Source organism: Serinicoccus sp. CNJ-927 (assembly GCF_001942435.1).
GTDB lineage: Bacteria > Actinomycetota > Actinomycetes > Actinomycetales > Dermatophilaceae > Ornithinicoccus > Ornithinicoccus marinus.
This window is the reverse complement of sequence record NZ_MKKF01000018.1, coordinates 1-22883: the sequence shown is the minus strand read 5'-3', so window position 1 is coordinate 22883 and position 22883 is coordinate 1. Positions and strand designations below refer to the sequence as shown.

Genomic DNA, 22883 nt, shown 5'->3' with positions numbered 1-22883 from the left:
CTCCTGATCAGCGCCCAGTCCTCCATGGTGATCACACTCCAATCGTTGGCGGAGTGTCCACTTTTCGAGCGCCGCTACTGTCTACTTTTCAAGCGCCGCCGACAGGCCTGGCCTGGAAGGAGGCACGTGCACGCGCCCGGATGGCTCTGAACGCGTTGAACCTGTCGGATCGCCTGCACGCCAGAGCCGCCACCTTGTCCGGCGGCGAAGCGCAACGCGTGGCCGTCGCCCGAGCGACCATCAGTGGGGCCTCCTTCATCCTTGCCGACGAACCCACCGGCCAGCTCGACGCGGACACCACTCGAGAAGTGTTGGAAGCCATGCAAACCGTCCGCGACACAGCCGGCCTGCTGGTGGTCACACACGACCTGCAGGTCGCGGCGTCCTGCGACCGAACGCTCGTCCTTGACGACGGAAGGCTCAGGCCGGCATGAGGACGAGCACGTCGAACCGTGGGTGGCGCTGGCAGGAGGTCCTGCTCGAAGGGGTGCGCATATCGTCCTCAGCGAACCGCCACGGGCTGGTCACCTGCATCGCCAGCGCGGCCTGCCTCGTCCTGGCCGCCCTAGCAGAGGCTCTGCCGACCCACTCGATCACCCAGCAGGAACAACGATGGATCAGCAGCGGCGGCCACATCTTGATCGTCTCCACCTCGGACGACGGAGTCATCGACGGCGCGGCCTGCGACGGCCTTGCCACCCTGTCTGGCGTCGAAGGGGCCTTCGGAGCAAGGCGCGCTGCGGTCCCGCTCGTCGAGGCCTCGCGGCCAGGAAGCGTCTTCGCCGCAACACTGACCACCCCCGGCGTCGTCGACTTCTTCACGGCAGCGCCAGCTGTGGCGATCCGCCCCACCCCTACCGAAGGTACGAGTGAGACCGGCACCACGGGTGGGGCGATCGTGCTCACAGAGGCGCGGCCTGAGACAGACCCTGCGACGACCGCTTTGCTTCCTTATCTTGACTCGCCATTGGCTCCGGTCCACGCAGCCGATCTCTCCGTCCTCGGGGACGAGCGCGCGACGGATGTGCTGCTGGTGTCCGCCGATCTCGGAGGTGTCGACCGGTGCTTCGTCCGTTCGTCGCCAGCGAGTCAGGACACCGTAGCGTCCTTGCTGCCGTTGCTCCTTGGCAGTACAGAAGGCGTCGTGGTGAGCCCGAGATTGGCGAACGGAGCACTCGACCTGACGCCACAACAGCGCCAGGAGCAACGGCATCCTTTCCTCGTCGCTGCGCTCCTCGGCGCAGCCCTGGGACTCCTCGTGGGTCTGCGCTGGTGGATGAGCCGGCGCGAGGACGCGCTGCTGATCACGCTGGGCGCGAGGGCGTCCGAGATCAGGGTGCTGCGGGTCGTGGAGTTCCTCACAGGAATGGCAGGTGGTTTCATCCTGGCGATGCAGGTATGCCGGCTGATGGCGCTGATCGTCGGGCCCCTGCAGCCGGCGGCTCTCGCCTACGGAGCGCGCGGAGCGCTCGTGGCGTTCGCCGTATCGCTGGTGGTCGCCGGTCTCGCGACCCTGCGACCGATGCGGAGCGTGACCCTTGACCTGCGTGAGTAGGGAGGTATGACGAAGGCCGCCACCCCGCAGGGGTGACGGCCCGGTCGTGGCTGGCGCGGTGCGTCAGCGGGTCTCGCGGTGCGCGGTGTGCTTGCCGCAGCGCGGGCAGAACTTCGCCATGTCGAGCCGGTCGGGGTTGTTCCGACGGTTCTTCTTGGTGATGTAGTTGCGCTCCTTGCACTCCGTGCACGCCATGGTGATCTTGGGGCGGACGTCGGTGGACTTGGCCACGGTGCAACCTGCTCTCGGAAGTGGATCTCTAGCTTGTGCGGTGCGTACCGGCGAGGTACGTGGTAGCGGAGGCGGGGCTCGATCCCGCGACCTCACGATTATGAGTCGTGCGCTCTAACCAGCTGAGCTACTCCGCCTCGCGGCGACCGGCCGAGCCGGCTCACCAGAGCCCCCAAACGGAATCGAACCGTTGACCTTTTCCTTACCATGGAAACGCTCTACCGACTGAGCTATAGGGGCGGGCTGTGGGTCCTGCCGGGGCGCGGGCCCCGCAGGCAGCGAGATGCAACTTTACACGAGGGCGCCGGGCGGGACCAAAACGGCGGACCCGGCGCCCGACGCTGCTCAGGGCAGCGCTGTGACCTGCATCGACAGGTGCTCCTTGGAGCCGTCGCGACTCGTCACGGAGAGCTCTCCCCCGCGCCGCGACATCGCCCCGCGGAGCACGACCGTGGACGGCAGGAGCACCGGCTTGAGGAACTGCGCGGACACGGTGTATGCCTGCGGCAGCCGGTCCTGCACCGCGGCCAGCGCGCGGGCGTGGGTCCACATCCCGTGGGCGATGGCGCGCGGGAAGCCGAGCGCCTTCGCCGAGAGCGCCGAGAGGTGGATGGGGTTCACGTCACCGGCGACCCGGGCGTAGGAGCGACCGAGGTCGGCGGGCAGCCGCCAGACCCCGAGCTGGGGTCCGTGGCCGGTCACACGCATACCGTCCTCAACCTGCGGCGCCCCACCCGTCTGCCGGCTGTCACCGGTGGCCGCGCCGGGCTCCCGGTCCGCCGGGACGTCACCCTGCGGACGGGCGCCGCGCACGAGGTAGGTGCTGCGACCCGACCACACGACGTCCTCGCCGACCCGTGCCTCTCCGACGAGGTCCACCGTGCTGCCCTTGCGGTGCGGCGCGAGGGCCTCGGCCCAGGAGGAGAGGGTCAGGGTCTCCCCGACCCGGACCGGTCGGTGCAGCGTCATCTCGTTGGCGACGTGGACCATCCCCATCATGGGGAAGGGGAAGTCCCGCGAGGCCATGAGCCGGACCTGCAGCGGGAAGGTCAGGACGTGCACCCAGGTCGTGGGGAGGGTGTCGGCCAGGATCCCGCCGGTGACGGCGCAGAAACCGGCGAGACGCTCGACGTCCTGCTCCACTCCGGGAAGCACCACCCGGCGGGCGGGCAGCGAGCCAGACGCACCGGGACGACCGAAACCCGTCGCGACGCCCCGGACGAGCGTCCTGGCGACCTGCGGCGGCGCGTCGAGCAGGTCCACGTCGAGGTCGGGGGTGGAGGGGGGCGCGTCCGGTCCGGCGGCGCCGCGTCCCGACGGTAGGTCCGGTCGGGTCATGGTCAGGCCCCGATCTGGCTCTGGCCGCAGACCCGCAGGACCTGGCCGGTGACCGCCGAGCTGGCCGGGTCGGCGAACCAGCCGATGGCCTCGGCCACGTCGACCGGCTTGCCACCCTGCTGGAGGCTGTTGATGCGGCGGGCGACCTCCCGGGTCGCCAGCGGCATCTTGCCGGTCATCTCGGTCTCGATGAATCCCGGCGCCACGGCGTTGACGGTGATGCCCCGCTCGGCCAGCCGCGGGTCGGCGCCCATGGCGCGGACCAGGCCGATGACGCCCGCCTTGGACGCGGCGTAGTTGGCCTGGCCACGGTTGCCCGCGATGCCGGAGGTCGAGGCGACACCGATGATGCGGCCACCCTCGTCCAGCCCGCCGGGCAGGTCCGGGTCCAGCAGGGTCTGGTTCATCCTGATCTGCGCGGCGAGGTTGACCTCGAGGACGCTGCCCCAGCGGTCCTCGTCGGTGTTGGCGAGCAGCTTGTCGCGAGTGATCCCGGCGTTGTGCACGATCGCGTGGATGCGGGCCGCGTCGCCGAAGCGCTGCGCGACGTGCGCGGCGATCCGGCTGCCCGCGTCGGCGGCCGTGATGTCCAGCTGCAGGGCGGTGCCCCCGATGGCGTTGGCCACCTCGGCCAGCCCCTGCCCGCCGGCGGGCACGTCCACCGCGACGACGAGGGCGCCGTCGCGGGCGAGGGTCCGGGCGATACCGGCCCCGATCCCGCGACCGGCGCCGGTGACCACGACGACGCGACCCTCGAGCGGTCGCTCCTGCACCTGCTCGGCGTCGGAGGCCCCGTGGCCGATGCGCAGCACCTGGCCGGAGACGTAGGCCGACCGGCCCTCCAGGAGGAAGGACAGGGTGGAGGCGACCTCGGCCGCCGTGGTGGGCTCACCGGTGAGCAGGTCGACCCGCACGAGGTTGGCGGTGGCGCCGGCCCGCAGCTCCTTGCCGACGCTGCGCACGATGCCCTCCAGCGCCTGCTGGGTCGCGACCGCGGTGGGCGCGCCGGCGGTCTCCGGGTCCACCCCGAGGACGACGACGCGGCCTGAGGACTCCAGGCCCTTCATGGCCGGTCGCAGCAGCCCGCGCACGGTCTCCAGGTCGGCGATCGAGGTCGCGGAGGTCGCGTCGACCACCAGGGCACCGATCTTGGCGGGGTATGCCTCGGGCACCTCACGGGTGCGGCCCTCGTCGGTCGTCTCGGTGACCCGGGTCTGCGGGGTGTCGAGGAGCGCCTCGCGGGTGGGCACGCCGAGCAGCTCCAGGGTCTGGACGGCGATCCGCCCACCGCCGGCGGAGCCCACGGCGACCGGGCCCGAGGGCAGCTCACGGCCGCGGCGCAGCCGGGTGGCCTGTGGCACACCCAGCTGCTTGGCCAGCGGGTTGGTGGTCAGCATCTGCATCAGGTCAGCCATGTCAGCACCCTTCCAGGATCGCGACGACGCCCTGACCGCCGGCCGCGCAGATCGAGATGAGGCCCCGCGAGCCCGGGCCGAGCTCGTGCAGCATCTTGGCCAGCGAGGCCACGATGCGCCCACCGGTCGCGGCGAAGGGGTGGCCGGCGGCGAGCGAGGAGCCGTTGACGTTGAGCCTGCTCCGGTCGACCGTGCCCAGCGGCGCGTCGAGGCCGAGGCGTCCCCGGCAGAACTCCTCGGACTCCCAGGCGGCCATGGTGGACAGCACCGTGGAGGCGAAGGCCTCGTGGATCTCGAAGCGGTCGATGTCGGCGAGGGTGAGCCCCTGACGCGCGAGGAGCCGCGGCACGGCATACGCCGGGGCCATGAGCAGCCCCTCCTCACCGCCGACGTAGTCCACCGCGGCGACCTCGGCGTCGACGAAGCGGGCGAGCGCGGGGAGCCGGTGCTGCTGGGCCCACTCCGGGCTGCCGAGCAGGACGAGCGCGGCCCCGTCGGACAGCGGCGTCGAGTTGCCCGCGGTCATCGTCGCGCCCTCGCCCTTGCCGAAGACCGGGGAGAGCCCGGCCAGCTTCTCGACCGAGGTGTCCGGGCGCAGCCCCTCGTCGCGGGAGAGGCGCAGGAAGCCGGTGGCGAGGTCGTCGAAGAAGCCCTCGTCCCAGGCGCGCGCGAGGTTGTGGTGGCTGGCGGCCGCCAGCTCGTCCTGCGCCTCGCGGGTGATGCCCCACTCCTTGGCGGTGAGCGCCTGGTGCTCCCCCATCGAGAGCCCGGTGCGCGGCTCGGCGTTGCGCGGGGTCTCGGGCGCCAGGTCCCCGGGCCGGATCGCGGCCAGCGCCTTGGCCCTGGCCATCGGGGTGCGGGCGCGGCTGGCCCCGAGCAGCGCCTTGCGCAGCCCCTCACCGACGGCGATGGGCGCGTCGCTGGCGGAGTCGACGCCGCCGGCCACGCCGGAGTCGACCTGGCCGAGCCGGATCTTGTTGGCGACCTGGATGACGGCCTCGAGGCCGGTGCCGCAGGCCTGCTGCAGGTCGTAGGCCGGGGTGTCCGCGCCGAGCGCCGACCCCAGCACGGCCTCCCGGGTCAGGTTGAAGTCGCGGGCGTGCTTGAGCACGGCACCCGCGGCGACCTCGCCGACCCGCTCGCCGGCCAGGCCGAAGCGCGCCACCAGGCCGTCCAGCGTGGAGGTGAGCATCGCCTGGTTGGAGGCATGGGCGTAGGCGCCGCCGGACTTGCCGAACGGGATCCGGTTGCCGCCGAGGATGACGGCGTCGGTGAGCTGGTCTGGCATGGGGAAGGTCTCCTGATGAGCGGTGGTCCCGAACTATCCGATACCGACTGTAGCCGATACGAGCCGTACGCGGTACTGTGGAGGACATGAGGACCGACATCGAGCCCCGGAGCGCCCCCGCCCCGGTCGCGCGGGACGGGCGGGACGCCCGCTGGGAGGCGCACCGGACCGAGCGTCGTCACCAGCTCGTCGAGGCGGCGCTCAAGGCCATCCGTCAGCACGGTGCCGGCGTGGGCATGGACGAGATCGCGGCCCAGGCCGGCACGAGCAAGACGGTGCTCTACCGCCACCTCGGCGACAAGGCCGGTCTCTACAGCGCCGTCGTCGCCGCCGTCGACGAGACCGTGCTGGGCGACCTGGCGGCGGCCTCCCGGCAGGGCGGTGACGTCCTGGCCAGGATCCAGGCGATGGTCCACTCCTACCTTTCCCTGGTGGAGCGCGACCCGGAGATCTACCGCTTCGTCATGACCCGCCCCCTGGAGACGACCGAGGGCGACCCGGACGACCCGGTGCACCGCATCACCGACCGCGTCAGCGACCAGCTGGCCGGGGCGATCCGCACCCACCTCACGCAGCACGGCCGCGGCGCCGAGGCCGACCTGCTGGCCCCGGCCTGGGGGCACGGCATCGTCGGCCTGGTCCGCGCGGCGGCAGACCACGTCCTCACAAGCACATCGACCACCCGGCTCAGCGTCGACGACGCCACCCACGCCGTGATCGAGCTGATCCGGCCCGCACTCGCAGGAGAGAACCGATGACCACCTCCACGCAGCAGACCCACACCCCCGAGCCCCGCACCGACGTGTCGATGCCGGGCGCCGCCGCACCCGAGGCCAGCGCGCCCCGCTCGAGCGAGCGGCTCACCGACCTCGGGGAGGCGCTGCGGACCGCCTCCGGCGGCAGCTACGGTCCGGTCCGCGACCTCGCGCGGGCGAGCGTCCCCGCCGAGGTGATGGTGCGCGACCAGGGCCTCACGATGGACCAGGCACGGGACTGGACCAACGGCGCCATGGCCAGCCTGGTGCAGTACGGCATGGCCGGCAGCGGCTTCCCGAGGGCCGTCGGCGGGCTGGACGACGTCGGCCGCTCCTGCATCGACTTCGAGATGACCGCGCACGGCGACCTGTCGCTCACGGTCAAGTCCGGCGTCCACTTCGGCCTCTACGGCGGAGCCGTCACCGCGCTCGGCAACGAGTGGCACCACGAGACCTTCCTGCGGCCCAACCTCGCACTCCAGCAGATCGGGTGCTACGCCATGACCGAGTTCGGCCACGGGTCGGACGTCGCGTCGCTGGAGACCACGCATACCTATGACCCGGAGACCGACGAGATCGTCGTCCACTCCCCCACGCCGTCGGCGACCAAGACCTACATCGGTGCCGCGGCGCGGGACGCCCATGTCGCCGCGGTCTACGGCCAGCTGCACGTCGGCGGGGAGTCGCACGGCGTGCACGTGGTCGTCGTCCCGATCCGTGACGCCGACGGCACCCCGCTGCCCGGCGTCACCCTCGGCGACAACGGCGCCAAGGGCGGGCTGGCCGGTGTCGACAACGGGACCATCACCTTCGACCAGGTGCGGGTGCCGCGCACCCACCTGTTGAACCGCTACGGCGGCATCGACGACGAGGGTCGCTACGTCTCCGACATCGACAGCGACAGCAAGCGCTTCTTCACCATGCTCGGGACGCTCGTGCGCGGCCGCATCTGCGTCGCTGCGGGTGCGGCGACGGCGTCCCGCAAGGCGCTCTCGATCGCCACGAGGTATGCCCTGCGCCGGCGCCAGTTCACCGCCCCGGGCCACGACGGCGAGGTCGTGCTCCTGGACTACCTCGCCCACCAGCGCAAGCTGATCCCGGCGATCGCGACGGCCTACGCGCACATGTTCGCCGTCAACGAGGTCGTCGAGCGGCTGCAGGAGCTGCACGAGATGCCGGAGAAGGACCAGGTCGCCCAGCGTGAGCTGGAGACCCGTGCCGCCGGCCTCAAGGCGGTCATCACCCGCTTCGGCAACGACACGATCCAGACCTGCCGCGAGGCCTGCGGTGGCGCGGGCTACCTCGCGGAGAACGGCCTGACCGTGCTGCGCGGGGACGCCGACGTCTTCGCGACCTTCGAGGGCGACAACACCGTCCTGCTGCAGCTGGTCGCCAAGGGCCTGCTCTCCGGCTACAAGGAGATGTGGGGCGACCTGGACATGCGCGGCATGGTGCAGTTCGCCGCCCGCGCCTTCGGCGGGCAGTTCGTCGAGGCCACCGCCGCCCGGCCGCTCGTGGAGCGGCTGCGCACGGCCGCGGCCCGCAAGGGCGAGGACGAGACGCTGCTCGACCGCGGCTGGCAGCTGGCGATGTTCGCCGACCGCGAGCGCCACGTGCTGGAGACGCTGGCCACCCGGCTGCGACGGCACGCGGACGACAAGGACTCCTTCGAGGCCTTCAACTCCGCGCAGGACCACGTCCTGCTCGCCGCCCGCACGCACATGGACCGCGTCGTGCTGGAGGCCTTCGTGGCCGGGATCGAGGCGTGCGAGGACGAGCAGGTGCGGGAGGTCCTGGAGCGGCTGTGCACCCTGCACGCCCTGAGCTCCATCGACGCCGACTCCGGCTGGTTCCAGGCCCACAACCGCATGTCCGCGGGGCGGGCGAAGGCCGTCGTCGCACAGATCAACGAGCTCTGCGCCGAGCTGCGGCCGCACGCCCTGGAGCTCGTGGAGGGCCTCGGGATCCCCGAGGCGTGGCTCAACTCACAGATGCTCGAGGACGAGACCGCCGCCCGCTGGACCCCGGGCGCCTGACCGGCACCACGGGCGGGACCGGCACGGGGCCCGGGTGGCTCACCGGGCGCCGTGGCCCCAGAGGTCGCGCAGCAGGGCCACCTCGGCCAGATGGTGGATGGCCTCGCGGTTGATGTGCAGGACGAGGGTGAGCATCGGCGCCTGCGCCCACGGCCCCTCAGCCGGGCCGACGGGCCGTCGCAGTCCCTCGTCGTCGAGCCCGCGCACACCGGCCGACCAGGCGGCATACGCCTCGTCGAGCTGATCGAGGGCGCCCGCGGCGGTCCCGGCGTAGTCCCAGGTGAGGATGTCTGCCTCGGGTCCGCCGAAGTGGCTGTGGGCGCGCACCCCCAGCACCCCGACGATGACGTGCCCGAGCCGCCAGGCGATCGAGGTGACCGGCGCGGGGTCGGGCTCGGGGCGGGCCCAGTCCAGCTGCCACTCCCCGCCCCCGGCGCGCGCCGTCACCGAGGGCGGCGGCTGGTCCGAGCGGCGGCGCGCGTTCCAGGTCCCCGGGACCGGCTCCCAGAGGTATTCCTCGTCGCTCAGCCCGTCCAGCCGTGGCCGGGCGTGGTGCGTCCAGTGGAAGTGGAGCTGCTCGGCGAGGTCCGTCGTGAGGGAGTCCATGCTGCGATGACACCACAGCACGCGGACACATCCTGTCCGCGGCGCGTGACAGGGTGTCGCCATGACCGACCCCACGACCCGCGTGCTGCGGCTCCTGGGGCTCTTCCAGACCCGGGCCCTCTGGAGCGCGCAGGAGCTGGCGGACCGGCTCGGGGTGACCACCCGGAGCATCCGCCGCGACGTGGAACGGCTGCGCGAGCTCGGCTACCCCGTGCGGGCCAGCAGTGGGGTCGGGGGTGGTTACCAGCTCGGGTCCGGGGGCTCGCTGCCGCCGCTGCTCCTGGACGAGGACGAGGCGGTGGCGGTGGCGGTCTGCCTGCGCCTGGCCGCCGGCGGCACGGTCGCGGGGGTGAGCGAGGCGGCGGTCCGCACCCTGGCCAAGCTGGACCAGGTCCTGCCCGCCGGGGCCCGGGAGCAGGTCGGCGCGATCCACGAGAGCAGGGTGGCGGTGGGCAGCGGACGAGCCGTGGTCGATCCGGAGGTGCTCATGGCCCTCTCCCGCGCCTGCCGGGACCGGCTGCGGACCACCCTGCGCTACGTCGCCCGCGACGGTGCGTCGTCGACCCGCCGCGTCGAGCCCGCCTCGCTGGTCGCGGTGAGCCACCGGTGGTACCTCCTGGCCTTCGACCTGGACCGGGACGACTGGCGCAGTTTCCGGCTGGACCGGGTGCAGGAGGTCGCCGTGGGCACGATGCGCAGCCGGCCGCGCCCGGTGCCGGACCCCGCGACCTACATCACCCGGTCGGTGACCCGTGCGCCCTACCGCTGGGTGGCGCGCGCGAGGGTCCAGATGCCCGCTCCTGAGCTGGCGGAGCGCGTCTCGCCGCTGGCGGGTGAGGTGAGCGAGCTGGGCGAGGGCTGGACGGAGCTGGTGACCGGTGCCGAGTCGCTGGACTACCTCGCCGCCGAGCTGGTGGCCCTGGGGGTCGCCGTCGAGGTCCTGGAGCCGCCGGAGCTCGTCGCGCACCTGAGGACGGTGCGCGACCGGCTCCGGTGAGGCTCAGGGCAGGGCGCGGCGGAGCGCGGCGTAGGACACGAGCGCGAGCAGCGCCAGCACCGGCAGGCTCCAGAGCGTCAGGCCCAGGACGCCCGTGCCGGCCACCCAGGAGAAGACCTCGGCCCAGGCCTCGAGGCGGGTGATGAGCCACAGCCCCACGAGGAGGAGCAGCGCGACGGCGATCATCCCGGCCGTGAGCACGAGCGCGCCGAAGCGCTTGTAGATCGTGGCGCAGAAGAAGCCGACCTGGAAGAAGGCGAAGGACAGCACGAGGTAGATGAAGCCGGCAGCGGCCCAGCCCTGCGCCCAGACACCCGGCACCTTGAAGAAGACGCTGCCGGTGCCGAAGCCGCCCGTGGCGTCCTCGATCAGACCGCCGACGACATAGATGGCGCCCAGGGCGGCCGAGGCGAGCAGGGCGGTGAGCATCGTCCCGACGTAGAACTCCCTGCGGGTCACGCTGAGTGCCTGGGAGAACGGGAAGGTCAGCGTGAGCGACTGCACCCCGACGACCAGGAAGTACCACATCGGGGCCTGTGCGCCGCCCCCGACGATGCCGTCGACCGGCAGCATGGCGAAGATCGCCATGGTGATGACCAGGCGCCGCCGAGGACGAGCAGTGGGACCCAGAGGAAGGTCTGCTTGTTGACCAGCTGCAGCCGGACGACGGACAGGGTGCGGTTCATGGCACGAGCTCCTTGTGCTGCGGGACGGACCCTGCGGCCCGTCGGGTGAGACGGACGACGAGCTGCTGGAGCGACACCGGCGCGACCTCGAGATCGGCGGCGGCGAGCCGCTGACGGTCCTGCTCGGACAGGCCGCCCAGCACGGTGGCCGAGCAGACCCGGCCCAGGCTCTCGGTATGGATCACCTCACGGCCGGCGACGAAGCCCTCGACCGCGGCGGAGTCACCGACCACGGCCGCCGCCCGGCCGCGCAGCGCGTCGGTGTCCTCGTCGAGCAGGATCTGCCCCTGCTCGATGACGAGCACCCGCTCCAGCAGCGGGGCGACCTCGTCGATGAGGTGGCTCGAGAGCACGATGGTGCGCGGGTGGTCCGCGTAGTCCTGCAGCAGCCGGTCGTAGAACAGCTGCCGGGCGACGGCGTCGAGCCCGAGGTAGGGCTCGTCGAAGAAGGTGATCTCGGCCCGGGAGGCCAGCCCGATGATCACCCCGACGGCCGAGAGCTGGCCGCGGGAGAGCTTCTTGATGCGCCGGTCCACGGGGAGGGCGAACTCCTCGACGAGTTGACCCGCGAGCTCGTCGTCCCAGCGCGGGAAGAACAGCCGGGCCATGGCCAGGGCGTGTCGCCCGGTCGCGTCGTCCGGGTATTTCTGGCTCTCCCGGACGAAGCACATCCGGGACAGCACCCGCGAGTTCTCGAAGGGGGTCTCGCCGAAGACCCGGGCCTGGCCCGAGGTGGCGAAGTTCTGCGCCGTGAGGATCGACATCAGCGTCGTCTTCCCCGCGCCGTTGCGCCCGAGCAGGCCGTAGATGGAGTCCTGCTCGATCGAGAACGACACCTCGTCCAGCGCGGTCGTCTCGCGGTATCTCTTCGTGAGGCTCTGCACCTCGATGACCGAACTCATCAGCTCGGCTCCTTCCTGGTGGTCCCTGCGGTCCGCTCGGCGATGAGGGCGGCCACGTCGTCCGGCCCGAGGCCGAGCCGGCGTGCCTCGGCGAGCAGCGGGTCGACATACGCGGCGGCGAAGTCGTTGGTCCTGCGGGCCAGCAGCGCGGCCCGGGCACCGGTGGCGACGAACATCCCGACGCCGCGACGCTTGTAGAGCACGCCGTCGTCGACGAGCTGGTTGATGCCCTTGGCGGCGGTGGCCGGGTTGATCCGGTGGAAGGCCGCCAGCTCGTTGATGGACGGCGCGCGCTCCTCCTCGGCCAGGCTGCCGTCGACGATCGAGCGCTCGATGCTCTCCGCGATCTGCACGAAGATCGGTCGACCTTCTTCGATCACCGCCGCCTCCTTGGTTAGTTACTGAACTAGTAGACCATGGTACTGGGGTACGCGCAAGAGGCGGCGGAGCGCGCAGCAGGGCGCGGGGGCACGCTGGTGCAGGAGGTGGTGTCGCAGGGGTGGCCCCGACGACGCGCGTGTCGCACGGCTCCGCACGAGGAGATGCACCACGAGATGCACCAGCGTGGTCAGCGGGCGAGGAACCCCGTCAGCAGCGCGCCCCCGACGATCAGCAGTCCCGCCACGAGGTGCGGTCGACGCGCCTCCTTGAGCACGATGAGCAGCTCGCGCAGGTAGGCGCCGGCCGGGAAGTCCATCGGGACGCGCACCCCGACCACCTGCAGCGGCAGCCGGTGCCGGGCGATGAGCAGGCTGGTGCGGGCGGCGTGGTAGGCGCTGGTCACGACCGCGTAGGGCGGCGGGCAGCCCTGGTCCTGAAGCAGCCGGGTGGAGAGCAGGAGGTTCTCCTCGGTGGTGGTGGCCCGGTCCTCGAGGAGGAGCGGAGCAGCCGGATCCTGGCTGCGCACCCAGCGCGCCATCGCCTCCGACTCCGCAGGTCGGTCACCCTTGGCCCGCCCTCCGGTCAGGACGAGCGGCAGCGTCCCCGCGCCGAGGCCTCCCAGGGTGGTGAGCCGGCCGAGCGCGGTCAACCCGCCGCGCAGGCGCGCGGCGAGCTCCTGCCCCACCTCCCCGTCGGGCACCGGAGCACCCAGCACGATCACGGCCCGACGGTCGGCGTCGACGGGGCGACGGCACAGCCACCAGCGCCGGCCCAGGAGCAGCACCATGACCAGCCCCGGCCACGCCGCGAGGAGGAGCAGCCCCGCGCCCAGGCCGACGAGCACCGGCGCCGCGGCATACCCGAGCAGGAGCAGGCCGCCGATGGGGACGACCAGCGTGGCGAGTCCACCGACCAGAGCACCCCGGGTGTCGGCGTCACGGCGCCCCCGCGCGAGCCGCTGGACGGCATACCAGAGCAGCAGGGCCGGCAGGACGAACCCGAGTGGCGCCAGCACCAGCCCGTCACGAGGACGGGCGCGGGGACGTTCAGCCGCGAGCCTCGGCGAGCACGGCCGCGAGCGCGTCGGTGATCTGCCGCAGCTCGTCCTCGGTGATCGTCAGCGGCGGCGCGAGCCGGATCGTCGAGCCGTGGGTGTCCTTGGCGAGGACGCCCTTGCGAGCCAGCGCCTTGCACGCCTCCTTGCCGGTCATGAGGCCCGGGTCGATGTCGATGCCCGCCCAGAGACCGCGCACGCGGACCGCCTCGGCGCCCTGTCCGACGAGGTTGCCCAGCTCCTCGGCGAAGACCGACTCCAGCTGCGTGGCGTGCGCCTGGTGCTCGCCGGTCGCGAGCAGGTCGACGACGGCCTTGCCGACCGCGGCCGCCAGCGGGTTGCCGCCGAAGGTCGACCCGTGGGTGCCCGGGGTGATGACCTTCATGACCTCGGCGTCGGCGGCCACGGCCGAAACAGGCACGATGCCCCCGCCGAGCGCCTTGCCGAGGGTGTACATGTCGGCCTCGACGCCCTCGTACTCGCAGGCGAGGGAGGTGCCGGTGCGGCCGAGCCCAGACTGGATCTCGTCCGCGATCATGAGGACGTTCTTGCTGGTGCACAGTTCGCGCAGGCCCGGCAGGAAGCCCTCCTTGGGGATCATGACGCCCTGCTCGCCCTGGATCGGCTCGACGAGCACGGCCGCGGTGCTGTCGGTGACCGCGGCCTCGATCGCGGCGAGGTCGCCGTAGGGCACGGCGACGAAGCCCGGCGTGTAGGGCCCGTAGTGGTCGTGCGCCTCCGGGTCGTCGGAGAAGGAGATGATCGTCGTCGTGCGGCCGTGGAAGTTGCCGTCCATGACGATGATCTCGGCCTGACCGTCCGGCACCCCCTTGACCTGGTAGGCCCACTTGCGGGCGATCTTGAGCGCGGTCTCGACCGCCTCGGCGCCGGTGTTCATCGGCAGGATCATGTCCTTGCCGACGAGCCGCGCCAGCGCCTGGCAGAAGGGACCGAGCTGGTCGTTGTGGAAGGCGCGCGAGGTCAGCGTCGAGCGGTCGAGCTGGTCCTTGGCCGCCTGCACCAGGCCGGGGTGGCGGTGCCCGAAGTTGAGCGCGGAGTAGCCGGAGAGGGCGTCGATGTAGGTGTTGCCCTCGACATCGGTGACGTGGATGCCCTCGGCGTGCTCGACGACCACCGGCAGCGGGCTGTAGTTGTGCGCGGCGACCTGGTCCTCGAGGTCGATGTAGGCCTGGTTGGTGGACAGCTCAGTCATGCGGTCATCCTAGGGGTCGCGTGGGGAGGGTCGGTGCGTCGCGGCGCATGGCCACACCACGCTGTGTAGCCATGCGCTTGTCAGCATACCTATGCACTTGCGGCCCCCCGACAACCCTGTCCCCGCCCCCAACCCGCGCGCGGGCCAGAACGCTGGGACCAGGAGGCTTGGTTCGAGAAGCTGTCGCCGGACGACGCAGTCATCCGGGCAGCCCAGAGGCAGTTCGCCGACGTCCTCTGGGACAGGGATGAGGGTTCCCACTGATCTGTCCAGGTCATCCTGTTTCCAGGGCGTCGCCGGCCTGCTCCGGCAGCAGGAGGTATGCCGCGAGCGCGCCCACGACGAAGGCGGCACCGAAGAGGGTGAACAGGGCCGCGTTGCCCCAGGTGCCGAGGATGACCGGGACGAGCAGCGGCGCGGCGATCGAGGCGATGCGCCCGAAGCCTGCCGCGGCGCCCGCACCCGAGGCGCGCACGCTGGTCGGGTAGATCTCCGGGGTGACGGCATACAGCGCGCCCCAGGCACCCAGGTTGAAGAAGCTCATGGCGCACCCGGCGGCGATGATCTGCCACACCTCGCCGGACAGGCCGAAGAAGACGGCCGACGCCGCCGAGCCGAGCAGGAAGGTCGCCAGCGTCGCACGCCTGCCCCAGACCTCCACGAGGACCGCGGCGAGGGCATACCCCGGCAGCTGGGCGAGGGTGATGACCAGGGTGTAGCCGAAGGAGCGCACCAGGTCGAAACCCTGGGCGTAGAGCAGCGTCGGAAGCCAGATGAAGGCGCCGTAGTAGGAGAAGTTGACGCAGAACCACACCGCCCAGATGCCGATGGTGCGCACCCGGTATGCCGACGACCAGAGCGCGCCGGGCGTCCTGGGCGGCGCCTCGGGCAGCGGCCGGCTCTCCTCGTGCGGCACCCCGGCGGACTCCTCGAAAAAGCGGACGACCTGCTCGGCCTCGGCCTCGCGGCCACGGCGCTCGAGGAAGAGCGGCGACTCCGGCATCCCCCACCGGATGACGACGGCATACAGGGCCGGGACGAGACCGAGCGCGAAGGCCCAGCGCCAGCCGTCGTCGCTGAGCGGCACGACGAAGTAGCCGATGAGCGCTGCTAGGAGCCAGCCGACGGCCCAGAAGGACTCGAGGATGACGACCATCCGGCCACGGATCCGCGTGGGCGAGAGCTCGCTGACCAGGGTCGAGGCGACCGGCAGCTCCGCACCGAGACCGATGCCGACGAGGAAGCGGAGCACCAGCAGCGCCGCCAGTCCGCTGACCAGCGCCGAGGCGCCGGTCGCCAGGCCGTAGACGAGCAGGGTGAGCGCGAAGACGGTGCGCCGGCCGTAGCGGTCGGCGAGCATGCCACCGAAGGTCGCCCCGAGCGCCATGCCGACGAAGCCGATCGAGAGCAGCCAGGACTGCTCGGTGCGGGTGAGGTCCCACTGGGTGGCGATCGCCAGGCCGACGAAGGAGATGAGCCCCACGTCCATGGCGTCGAGCGCCCAGCCGGTCCCCGAGCCGAACAGGACCCGCGTGTGCTGCCGGGTGTAGGGAAGGCGGCCCATCCGCTCGGGGCGGGTGGGCAGGCTCTGGTCGGTCACGGTCGCCATGGGCGTCGATGGTATGACGTCGCGCTCCGTCAAGGGAGCTGCGCTCGTGGATCTCAGTTGCGGTTGAGGCCGAACTCCCTCGTCAGGAGAGCTTCCTTGTAGTGCGATTCAGCGGCGTCCACCTCCGAGGACGAGGTCGACGGACCGAAGACCCGCAGAAGACTGAAGACCAGGTGGCGGGCCTGCCCCACCGTGACGTCGGCCTGTGGGTCGAGCTCCATCAGGCTCCTCAGCCCCACGTTGCCGCCGTGACCGTCCCGCGCGTACGACCCCCAGCGACCCAGGATGCGCTCGGCGCCGTCGGCCTTGCCGACGTACTGCTTGCCCGTGGACGAGTCGGTGATGAGGTAGATGCCTTGCACCTCGGAGAGGGCGGTCCGCCACTGTGCGTACCGGGAGTCCTCCACCATGTCCTGCAGCTCGTGGAACGGCAGCAGCACGCGGTCAAAGCCCGGGAAGGGGACGGCGTCACGGTCCGCGATCTCGATCACGGGCAGGTCAGCCGCTCTCGTCGCTGCCCTGTTCCATGTCAGAGGACTCGACCAGTCGATGACGAGCCGGCCCTCCAGCCCGGCGAGGAGGCCGACGGGGCGAAGGCTCCAGAACCTGTTGTGCTCGGTCCGCTCATCCTCACGCTCCCCCAGGTTTTCAAAGCTCCCCCAGAGCCGGGAACGCGACTGCCCGTCGGCGACGAAGGCGACCCAGTAGCGCTCCGGGCTGGCCGGGAAGCTCCGTGTGCTGACGCTCTGCCGACGGGTGTACTCCATCACCTTCTCGACGGTGAGGTCCTCCGGGCCTTGAAGATGGCCGTCATGGCCCGGCTTGAAGACGTGCCGGATGACCCGGATCTCCTCCAGCCCGACGGGAGGCTGGTGCTCCGCGCCGAGCGCGTTCAGGACGTGACCGAGTGTCAACGTTGACGTCGTCATGGCCAGAGCCTGTCACGATGGCGGCCGGGCGGTCACCTGGACAGACCTACCGCGGCAGGGAGGCGAGCAGGGCGAGGATGCGGTCGACGGAGTCGGCTGGGAGGGCGTCGCTGCCGCCGAGCGCGGTCCGCACGTAGATCCCGTCGCTCACCCTCAGCACAAGCAGGGCCAGGTCCGGGTCGCCCAGCGTCTCGGTCAGTGCTGCGAGGAAGTGGTCGTCGAGCCGCAGCAGCGCCTCCCGCGCGACCTCGTGCTCGTCCAGCTGGCCGAGCTTGAGCAGCGCCAGATAGGTGCGGTCGAAGGGCTGGTTCGCCGCCACGGACTCCCGCAGGAAGACCTCCAACGCGTCCGGCAGGGCGGACAACCGCTCCTCCTCGGCGGCGCCGAAGACCTCCAGCCGCTCCGCCAACCCCTGGACGAGGGCGTCCTTGGACCCGAAGTGGTAGAGCAGTCCGCCCTTGGACACCCCGGCCTCCTGCGCCGTGGCGGCCAGCGTCCCGGCCCGTTCCCCGTGCTCGATGACGAGATTCTCGAAGGCGTCGAGCACCCGTGCGCGCGTCCGTTCACCCTTCGACATGGCGCCCATCCTAACGTTGCCAACTAAACCGTCCAGACGGTATAGTTTGGTATGACCACGCTGGACCTCACTCCCCCCGACACGGCACCCCGCGCCACCCGCCGCGACTGGGCAGGCCTGGCCGTGCTCATGCTCCCGGTGCTCCTCATCTCCATCGACACCACGGTGCTCAGCTTCGCGCTGCCCCAGATCACCCAGGCCCTGTCCCCCTCGGCCGCGCAGCAGCTCTGGCTCATCGACGCCTACCCCCTGGTGCTCGCGACCCTGCTCGTGACGATGGGCACGGTCGGTGACCGCATCGGCCGCCGCCGCATCCTGCTCATCGGGGCCACCGGCTTCGCGGTCGTCTCGGCGCTCGCGGCCTTCGCGCCGACCGCCGAGCTGCTCATCGCCGCCCGGGTGGGTCTGGGCGTCTTCGGCGCTACCCTGATGCCGGCGACGCTGTCGCTGCTGCGCACGATGTTCCTCGACCGGACCCAGCGCCGGCTCGCCATCGCGATCTGGGCGACCGGCTTCTCCGTCGGCTCGGCCCTCGGCCCGGTGGTCGGCGGCATCCTGCTCGAGCACTTCCACTGGGGCTCGGTCTTCCTGGTCGCCGTGCCGGTGCTGCTCCCCCTGCTCCTGCTCGGACCCTTCCTCGTCCGGGAGTCCCGCGACCCGGCGCCGGGACGCATCGACCTCGGGGGGATCGCCCTGTCGATGGTGGCCCTGGGTGGCCTGGCCTGGTCGCTGAAGCACGTCGCGGTCGAGGGGCCCGACGTCCTGGCCCTGGCCGCCCTCGTCGCGGCCGCCGCGGCGGGCACCGGCTTCGTGCGCCGGATGCGCCGCTCCGCCGACCCCATGCTCGACGTGCGCCTCTTCGCCGTCCCGGCCTTCTCCGGGGCCCTGGCGGTCAACCTGCTCAGCATCGTCGCGCTGACCGGCTTCCTCTTCTTCGTCACCCAGCACCTGCAGCTCGTCGAGGGTATGCCTGCGCTCGACGCCGCGCTCGTGCTCGTCCCGGGCGTCGTGGCCATGGTGGCCTCGGGGCTGCTCGTGGTCCGTGTGGTCCGGCACGTGCGCCCGGCGCTCGCCGTGGTGGGCGGGCTGGGGTTCTCCGTCGCCGCCTACGCCCTGCTGAGCCTGGGCGGCACGGCCACGGTCCCGCTGATCGCGCTCGCCTTCGCGCTGCTCGGCCTGGGCATCGGTGCCGCCGAGACGATCTCCAACGACCAGATCCTCACCGCGGTCCCCCCGGCCAAGGCGGGCGCCGCCTCGGCCGTCAGCGAGACGGCCTACGAGTTCGGCGCCGTGCTCGGCACGACCCTGCTCGGCGGGCTGCTCACCTCGGTCTACCGCTCCTCGCTGACCCTGCCGGCCGGCACCGACCCGGAGGCGGCGGTCGCGGCCCGCGAGACGCTCGGCGGGGCCGCCGCCGCGGCCGAGCGCACCGGCGACCCGGCCCTGCTCGAGGCGGCGCGGTCCGCCTTCGACGCCGGCGTCGGGGTCACGAGCACCGCGGGCGCGGTCCTGGTCGCGCTCGCCGCGCTCATCGCCTGGGTGACGCTGCGCGACGCCGAGCGCTGACCGCCGCAGCGACTCCGACCGTGCTCCGACTGCCCATGTCGCGACGGAGCACGCCCGGACCTCAGCGGTAGTTGGTGAACTGCAGCGCCACGTCGAGGTCCTTCTCCTTGAGCAGCCGCTGCACCGCCTGGAGCTCGTCGCGGGACTTGGAGGTGACCCGCAGCTCGTCCCCCTGGATCTGGGACTTGACGCCCTTGGGTCCCTCGTCGCGGATGATCTTGCCGATCTTCTTGGCGTTCTCCGAGGAGATGCCGCTCTTGAGGCCCGCCTCGAGCCGGAACTCCTTGCCCGAGGCGTAGGGCTCCCCGTCGTGGGAGTAGTCGAGGTGCTTGAGCGAGACGCCACGCTTGACCAGCTTGGTCTGCAGCACGTCGAGCACCGCCTTGCACCGCTCCTCGCTGTTGGCGGCCATCGAGATGGTCTCGCCGGACAGCTCGACCCGGGCCCCCACGTTGCGGAAGTCGTAGCGGTTGCCGATCTCCTTGGCGGCCTGGTTGACGGCGTTGGCGACCTCCTGGTGATCGACCTTGCTGACGATGTCGAAGGACGAGTCGGCCATGGGCATACCTCCTGTGTCGTGGCCGGTGGCGGCCCGCTCGCGGGTTCGGACCACCGGGGGTGTGACTGTTAGCATGTCACCCGCGCTTCGCGCACTGGCAGGTTGTCCGAGCGGCCAATGGAAGCGGACTGTAAATCCGTCGGCGTATGCCTACGCAGGTTCGAATCCTGCACCTGCCACCCTGAGGACGGGCACCGGGAGACCGGTGCCCGTCCTTCGTCGTCCCACCCGCTTCGGTATGCCCGTCGCCGCCCGCTGCGGAGCGTCGCCTGCAACACGGGCCCGACGCCCGACATAGTGCAGGTGGACGGGCCGACAGGGCTCGCCGCAGCAGCCAGGAGGAGCAATGCCCCTACGCCTCGCCGGGGACGACCCCGGCACGGAGCGCGCCGGGGACACCCGGGACGCCGCCTGGTTCGACTCGTTCTTCGCCCGGCACGCCACCCAGGTGCACCGCTACTACACCCGCCGCGCGAACCACGACGACGTGGAGGACCTCACCGCCGAGGTCTTCGCCACCGCCTGGCGGCGCCGGGAGAAGATCCCGTCGGACTACGAGCTGCCGTGGCTCTACCGCACGGCCTCCTACGTCCTGGCCAACCACCGCCGCAAGCCCACCCTCACCCTCCTGGCGGACTACTCCGGTCAGGAGGAGGGAGAGCTGCACGTCCGCAGCGTCGACCCGGCCGAGCTGGTCATGGCCGACGAGGACGTCCGGCAGGCGATGTCCCGGCTCAGCACCCGGGACCGCTCGATCCTCATGCTCCACGCCTGGGAAGGGCTCGACGGCGAGGGTCTGGCCCGCGCGCTCGGGCTCACCCGCGGCGGCGGCGCCGCCGCGCTCTCCCGGGCCCGCGCCCGGCTGCGCGAGGCCTGGGAGCACGACCACTAGACAGCACGCCGGACCGCACGGTCCGGCAGACCGGCACCACCCGCGCACCACCGCACCGAAGGAGACCGATCATGGTCGAGCACCACGACGACGAGGCACTGCACCGGCTGCGCGCCAGCGACCCGGCCACCGGGTCGCACCCGGACCTCTCCCGGCTGCGCGCGCTGGTCGAGCGCAAGGCGCCCGCGAGCGGGAGCACCGGCGCCGACTCCGCCGCCCGCGTCGATGACCTGCTCCGGGACCCGGTCATCCGGGCACCGTGGGTGGCGGCCGCATGCATCGGGGCGCTGGCAATCGGTGGCGCCGGGTATGCCGTCGGCGCGCAGCGCGGCCCCGGCACCCTGCTCGTCGCGGGCCAGGACTCGCTCCTGGGCGCCGCCGGAGCCGGCATGGACGCCGGGCTGAGCGCGGAGGTGGCCGGGTCGTCCTACGCGAGCAGCGGCTCGGTCGACGCCGACCCGGAGCCCTACGACCCCGGCCCCGTCCGCCTCGTGGCGGCCCCCGGCCTGTCGCAGGAAGCCACCACCGCGCCCATCTCGGTGCTGCGCAGCGATGAGGACCCCGAGGCCTTCGTCTCGGCCTGGGCCGAGACGTTGGGCATCGACGGGGTGCCGATGAAGGTGGACGCCGAGTTCCTCCCGGAGGGCGACGTCGGGCTGGCCGAGGCCGACAGCGGGCGGATGCTCATGGCCTCCACCGAGGGCGGCGGGTTGCACGTGTCCTACACCGACATGTTCGCCTCCCCCGACTGCCGGGAGAGCTTCGCCTACGCCGTGGGCGAGGAGCGCGAGATGCTCGCCGAGTACTGGGAGGCGACCTTCGGGGAGGGCACCCCGCTGCCGACCGCCGACGACTGCCGCGAGACGACCGGCGAGCGCCCCACGGACGAGCAGGCCGAGGGCGCGGCGCGCGACTTCCTCGCGCAGGCGCAGATCCCCACGGACGCCTTCACCTTCGTGGTGAGCGAGTACGACCGGAGCACCCCCTTCGCCCACGTCGAGGCGGCACCTCCCGGCGGCGCCTACGGGCCGAAGCACATCAGCCTCACCGTGGGTCCGGAGGGCGTCATCGCCGCCTACGCGGGGCTGGGCGAGATGGTCCCGATCGGGGACTACCCGGTGATCTCCCCCACGGAGGCCGTGGAGCGCTACGGCGAGAAGGAGTTCTCGCAGGAGTACGGCGTGCAGCTCCCCGAGGACCTCGAGGACACCCGGCCGTCCGGGACGGGGACCACCTTCGTCGCACCCGACCTGCCCGACGCCCCGGAGGTCGAGGACGGCATGTCGCTCCCGCTGCTCCTCAAGGACAAGGAGGTCACCGGCGCCGAGCTCGTGCGGGGCACGATCTACACCCACTCGGGCAACATGGAGGTCCCGGTGTGGGAGCTGTCGACAGACGACGGCATGACCTACCCGGTGATGGCCGTTGCCGACGAGTCGATCGACTGGATCGCCTGGGAGTGACCGAGCCGGTGGGACGATGGCGGGCGTGACCTCGGCCATCCTCCCTCCCCTGCTCCCCCGCCCACCGGCCCTGGTGCTGCGCGGGCACATCTTCGACAGCGGCCGCCCGGCCGTCATGGCCATCGTCAACCGCACCGCCGACAGCTTCTGGGCCGGCAACCGGCACAGCGCTCTCGACGACGCCCTGGCCGCGCTGCACGCCGCCGTCGAGCACGGTGCCGACATCATCGACGTGGGCGGGGTCCGCGCCGGTCAGGAGGGCGAGGAGGTCGGCGCCGCCGAGGAGCTGGACCGGGTCATGCCGTTCCTCGAGGCGGCGCGGCAGGCATACCCGGACCTGGTGCTGTCGCTGGACACCTGGCGCAGCGAGGTGGCCGAGGCCGCGGCCGGTGTCGTCGACCTGGTCAACGACACCTGGGCCGGGCACGACCCCGAGCTGGTGCACAGCGCGGCGCGGGCGGGCGCCGGCGTCGTCGTCTCGCACACCGGCGGGTTGCCGCCGCGCACCGACCCGGTCGACGTGCGGTATGCCGACTCCCGGGGTGACGACGAGCTGGCCGTGGTCCGTGACGTCCTGGCGGCGCTCGCGCGGGGCGCGCAGGTAGCGGTGCAGGCGGGGGTGCCGCCCGAGCGGGTGCTGGTGGACCCGACGCTGGACTTCGGCAAGACGACCCGGCACTCGCTCATGGGTTGAGTCAGCGTTTGTGTCCGGTTTCGGGCTGAGGATCAAGCAACATCTGTACGGTCTTCGTGACACCTGTAGGAGGGTGCGCGATGAGCACGAACGAGTCCTCGGTGCCGAGGAAGCGCCGGCCGAAGAAGGTCCTGTCG

23 protein-coding genes and 3 tRNA genes are annotated in these 22883 nt (G+C 71.9%); 10 read left to right on the top strand and 16 right to left on the bottom strand.

Annotated features, from left to right (window positions below):
• Nucleotides 1–53: 53 nt before the first annotated feature.
• Nucleotides 54–434 (top strand): ATP-binding cassette domain-containing protein, encoded by a 381-nt coding sequence (locus BJF86_RS07210; protein WP_269087265.1) that lies wholly within the window; start codon nt 54–56, stop codon nt 432–434.
• Entirely contained in the window at nt 431–1555 is a 1125-nt protein-coding gene (locus BJF86_RS07205; protein ID WP_075817738.1) for a hypothetical protein, read from the top strand. Before BJF86_RS07210 ends, BJF86_RS07205 begins: the two co-directional genes overlap by 4 nt.
• 63 nt (nt 1556–1618) lie before the next feature.
• On the opposite strand, the gene rpmG is transcribed toward BJF86_RS07205, so the two are convergent.
• From rpmG to BJF86_RS07175, 6 genes are all read right to left on the bottom strand, one after another.
• A complete protein-coding gene (rpmG, locus tag BJF86_RS07200) occupies nt 1619–1786 on the bottom strand; it encodes a 50S ribosomal protein L33 (RefSeq protein ID WP_010148718.1) in 168 nt (55 codons plus the stop codon).
• A gap of 60 nt (nt 1787–1846) precedes the next feature.
• A tRNA-Met gene (locus BJF86_RS07195) sits at nt 1847–1923 on the bottom strand.
• Between the two features lie 30 nt (nt 1924–1953).
• Nucleotides 1954–2026 (bottom strand) — tRNA-Thr (locus BJF86_RS07190).
• A gap of 105 nt (nt 2027–2131) precedes the next feature.
• Nucleotides 2132–3124 carry a MaoC/PaaZ C-terminal domain-containing protein gene (locus tag BJF86_RS07185; RefSeq protein WP_083652776.1) on the bottom strand — a complete coding sequence of 331 codons (993 nt, stop codon included), beginning with the start codon at nt 3122–3124 and terminating at the stop codon, nt 2132–2134.
• Nucleotides 3125–3126: 2 nt separating this feature from the next.
• Nucleotides 3127–4539, bottom strand: a complete 1413-nt coding sequence (locus tag BJF86_RS07180; RefSeq protein WP_075817736.1) for a 3-oxoacyl-ACP reductase — start codon at nt 4537–4539, stop codon at nt 3127–3129.
• Between the two features lies 1 nt (nt 4540).
• Complete coding sequence (locus BJF86_RS07175; RefSeq protein WP_022925254.1) at nt 4541–5827, bottom strand: acetyl-CoA C-acetyltransferase; 1287 nt, start codon at nt 5825–5827, stop codon at nt 4541–4543.
• Nucleotides 5828–5913: 86 nt separating this feature from the next.
• Here BJF86_RS07175 and BJF86_RS07170 point away from each other — a divergent pair, with 86 nt between their 5' ends.
• Complete coding sequence (locus BJF86_RS07170) at nt 5914–6585, top strand: TetR/AcrR family transcriptional regulator (RefSeq protein ID WP_075817744.1); 672 nt, start codon at nt 5914–5916, stop codon at nt 6583–6585.
• Nucleotides 6582–8618: an acyl-CoA dehydrogenase gene (locus BJF86_RS07165; protein ID WP_075817734.1), complete on the top strand. Its 2037-nt coding sequence runs from the start codon at nt 6582–6584 to the stop codon at nt 8616–8618. Before BJF86_RS07170 ends, BJF86_RS07165 begins: the two co-directional genes overlap by 4 nt.
• 39 nt (nt 8619–8657) lie before the next feature.
• On the opposite strand, the gene BJF86_RS07160 is transcribed toward BJF86_RS07165, so the two are convergent.
• Entirely contained in the window at nt 8658–9224 is a 567-nt protein-coding gene (locus BJF86_RS07160) for a DinB family protein (RefSeq protein WP_075817732.1), read from the bottom strand.
• Between the two features lie 61 nt (nt 9225–9285).
• Between BJF86_RS07160 and BJF86_RS07155 the strand changes: the two genes are divergently transcribed.
• Entirely contained in the window at nt 9286–10221 is a 936-nt protein-coding gene (locus BJF86_RS07155; RefSeq protein ID WP_075817730.1) for a helix-turn-helix transcriptional regulator, read from the top strand.
• 3 nt (nt 10222–10224) lie between these two features.
• Here BJF86_RS07155 and BJF86_RS07150 read toward each other — a convergent pair whose 3' ends face one another.
• From BJF86_RS07150 to BJF86_RS19345, 8 genes are all read right to left on the bottom strand, one after another.
• Nucleotides 10225–10809: a hypothetical protein gene (locus BJF86_RS07150; protein WP_237768114.1), complete on the bottom strand. Its 585-nt coding sequence runs from the start codon at nt 10807–10809 to the stop codon at nt 10225–10227.
• Between the two features lie 94 nt (nt 10810–10903).
• Nucleotides 10904–11809 (bottom strand): ABC transporter ATP-binding protein, encoded by a 906-nt coding sequence (locus BJF86_RS07145; RefSeq protein ID WP_075817728.1) that lies wholly within the window; start codon nt 11807–11809, stop codon nt 10904–10906.
• A complete protein-coding gene (locus BJF86_RS07140; protein WP_075817726.1) occupies nt 11809–12189 on the bottom strand; it encodes a GntR family transcriptional regulator in 381 nt (126 codons plus the stop codon). Before BJF86_RS07140 ends, BJF86_RS07145 begins: the two co-directional genes overlap by 1 nt.
• A gap of 188 nt (nt 12190–12377) precedes the next feature.
• On the bottom strand, nt 12378–13205 hold the full coding sequence (locus tag BJF86_RS07135) for a YdcF family protein (RefSeq protein WP_075817724.1): 828 nt from the start codon (nt 13203–13205) through the stop codon (nt 12378–12380).
• Between the two features lie 31 nt (nt 13206–13236).
• The gene (rocD, locus tag BJF86_RS07130; protein ID WP_075817722.1) at nt 13237–14457 is read right to left on the bottom strand and encodes an ornithine--oxo-acid transaminase; all 1221 of its coding nucleotides are present in this window, start codon (nt 14455–14457) and stop codon (nt 13237–13239) included.
• Nucleotides 14458–14731: 274 nt separating this feature from the next.
• Complete coding sequence (locus BJF86_RS07125) at nt 14732–16066, bottom strand: MFS transporter (protein ID WP_187345601.1); 1335 nt, start codon at nt 16064–16066, stop codon at nt 14732–14734.
• Nucleotides 16067–16119: 53 nt separating this feature from the next.
• Nucleotides 16120–16995 (bottom strand): GIY-YIG nuclease family protein, encoded by an 876-nt coding sequence (locus BJF86_RS07120; protein WP_075817720.1) that lies wholly within the window; start codon nt 16993–16995, stop codon nt 16120–16122.
• Nucleotides 16996–17041: 46 nt separating this feature from the next.
• Nucleotides 17042–17572, bottom strand: coding sequence for a TetR/AcrR family transcriptional regulator (locus BJF86_RS19345; RefSeq protein WP_022925242.1), 531 nt, complete (start codon nt 17570–17572; stop codon nt 17042–17044).
• Nucleotides 17573–17623: 51 nt separating this feature from the next.
• Between BJF86_RS19345 and BJF86_RS07110 the strand changes: the two genes are divergently transcribed.
• The gene (locus BJF86_RS07110; protein WP_075817718.1) at nt 17624–19138 is read left to right on the top strand and encodes an MFS transporter; all 1515 of its coding nucleotides are present in this window, start codon (nt 17624–17626) and stop codon (nt 19136–19138) included.
• A 61-nt stretch (nt 19139–19199) separates the two neighbouring features.
• Here the strand turns inward: BJF86_RS07110 and BJF86_RS07105 are convergent, their stop codons facing one another.
• The gene (locus BJF86_RS07105; RefSeq protein WP_075817716.1) at nt 19200–19697 is read right to left on the bottom strand and encodes a YajQ family cyclic di-GMP-binding protein; all 498 of its coding nucleotides are present in this window, start codon (nt 19695–19697) and stop codon (nt 19200–19202) included.
• Between the two features lie 96 nt (nt 19698–19793).
• On the opposite strand from BJF86_RS07105, the gene BJF86_RS07100 reads away from it, so the two are divergent.
• From BJF86_RS07100 to BJF86_RS07085, 4 genes are all read left to right on the top strand, one after another.
• Nucleotides 19794–19876: transfer RNA gene (locus tag BJF86_RS07100), tRNA-Tyr, on the top strand.
• A gap of 167 nt (nt 19877–20043) precedes the next feature.
• Nucleotides 20044–20589 carry an RNA polymerase sigma factor gene (locus tag BJF86_RS07095; protein WP_075817713.1) on the top strand — a complete coding sequence of 182 codons (546 nt, stop codon included), beginning with the start codon at nt 20044–20046 and terminating at the stop codon, nt 20587–20589.
• 71 nt (nt 20590–20660) lie between these two features.
• On the top strand, nt 20661–22052 hold the full coding sequence (locus BJF86_RS07090) for a hypothetical protein (protein WP_075817711.1): 1392 nt from the start codon (nt 20661–20663) through the stop codon (nt 22050–22052).
• Nucleotides 22053–22077: 25 nt separating this feature from the next.
• Nucleotides 22078–22746: a dihydropteroate synthase gene (locus BJF86_RS07085; protein WP_237768113.1), complete on the top strand. Its 669-nt coding sequence runs from the start codon at nt 22078–22080 to the stop codon at nt 22744–22746.
• Nucleotides 22747–22883 lie beyond the last annotated feature (137 nt).

What these genes read in the sequence shown, in the direction of transcription:
- BJF86_RS07110 (WP_075817718.1), top strand. Translation starts at nt 17,624, where the DNA reads ATGACCACGCTGGACCTCACTCCCCCCGACACGGCACCCCGCGCCACC.
- BJF86_RS07095 (WP_075817713.1), top strand. Translation starts at nt 20,044, where the DNA reads ATGCCCCTACGCCTCGCCGGGGACGACCCCGGCACGGAGCGCGCCGGG.
- BJF86_RS07170 (WP_075817744.1), top strand. Translation starts at nt 5,914, where the DNA reads ATGAGGACCGACATCGAGCCCCGGAGCGCCCCCGCCCCGGTCGCGCGG.
- BJF86_RS07205 (WP_075817738.1), top strand. Translation starts at nt 431, where the DNA reads ATGAGGACGAGCACGTCGAACCGTGGGTGGCGCTGGCAGGAGGTCCTG.
- BJF86_RS07175 (WP_022925254.1), bottom strand. Translation starts at nt 5,827, where the DNA reads ATGCCAGACCAGCTCACCGACGCCGTCATCCTCGGCGGCAACCGGATC.
- BJF86_RS07120 (WP_075817720.1), bottom strand. Translation starts at nt 16,995, where the DNA reads ATGACGACGTCAACGTTGACACTCGGTCACGTCCTGAACGCGCTCGGC.
- BJF86_RS07145 (WP_075817728.1), bottom strand. Translation starts at nt 11,809, where the DNA reads ATGAGTTCGGTCATCGAGGTGCAGAGCCTCACGAAGAGATACCGCGAG.
- BJF86_RS07185 (WP_083652776.1), bottom strand. Translation starts at nt 3,124, where the DNA reads ATGACCCGACCGGACCTACCGTCGGGACGCGGCGCCGCCGGACCGGAC.
- BJF86_RS07155 (WP_075817730.1), top strand. Translation starts at nt 9,286, where the DNA reads ATGACCGACCCCACGACCCGCGTGCTGCGGCTCCTGGGGCTCTTCCAG.
- rocD (WP_075817722.1), bottom strand. Translation starts at nt 14,457, where the DNA reads ATGACTGAGCTGTCCACCAACCAGGCCTACATCGACCTCGAGGACCAG.
- BJF86_RS07150 (WP_237768114.1), bottom strand. Translation starts at nt 10,809, where the DNA reads ATGGCGATCTTCGCCATGCTGCCGGTCGACGGCATCGTCGGGGGCGGC.
- BJF86_RS07160 (WP_075817732.1), bottom strand. Translation starts at nt 9,224, where the DNA reads ATGGACTCCCTCACGACGGACCTCGCCGAGCAGCTCCACTTCCACTGG.
- BJF86_RS07165 (WP_075817734.1), top strand. Translation starts at nt 6,582, where the DNA reads ATGACCACCTCCACGCAGCAGACCCACACCCCCGAGCCCCGCACCGAC.
- BJF86_RS07180 (WP_075817736.1), bottom strand. Translation starts at nt 4,539, where the DNA reads ATGGCTGACCTGATGCAGATGCTGACCACCAACCCGCTGGCCAAGCAG.
- BJF86_RS07125 (WP_187345601.1), bottom strand. Translation starts at nt 16,066, where the DNA reads ATGGCGACCGTGACCGACCAGAGCCTGCCCACCCGCCCCGAGCGGATG.
- BJF86_RS07090 (WP_075817711.1), top strand. Translation starts at nt 20,661, where the DNA reads ATGGTCGAGCACCACGACGACGAGGCACTGCACCGGCTGCGCGCCAGC.
- BJF86_RS07105 (WP_075817716.1), bottom strand. Translation starts at nt 19,697, where the DNA reads ATGGCCGACTCGTCCTTCGACATCGTCAGCAAGGTCGATCACCAGGAG.
- BJF86_RS19345 (WP_022925242.1), bottom strand. Translation starts at nt 17,572, where the DNA reads ATGTCGAAGGGTGAACGGACGCGCGCACGGGTGCTCGACGCCTTCGAG.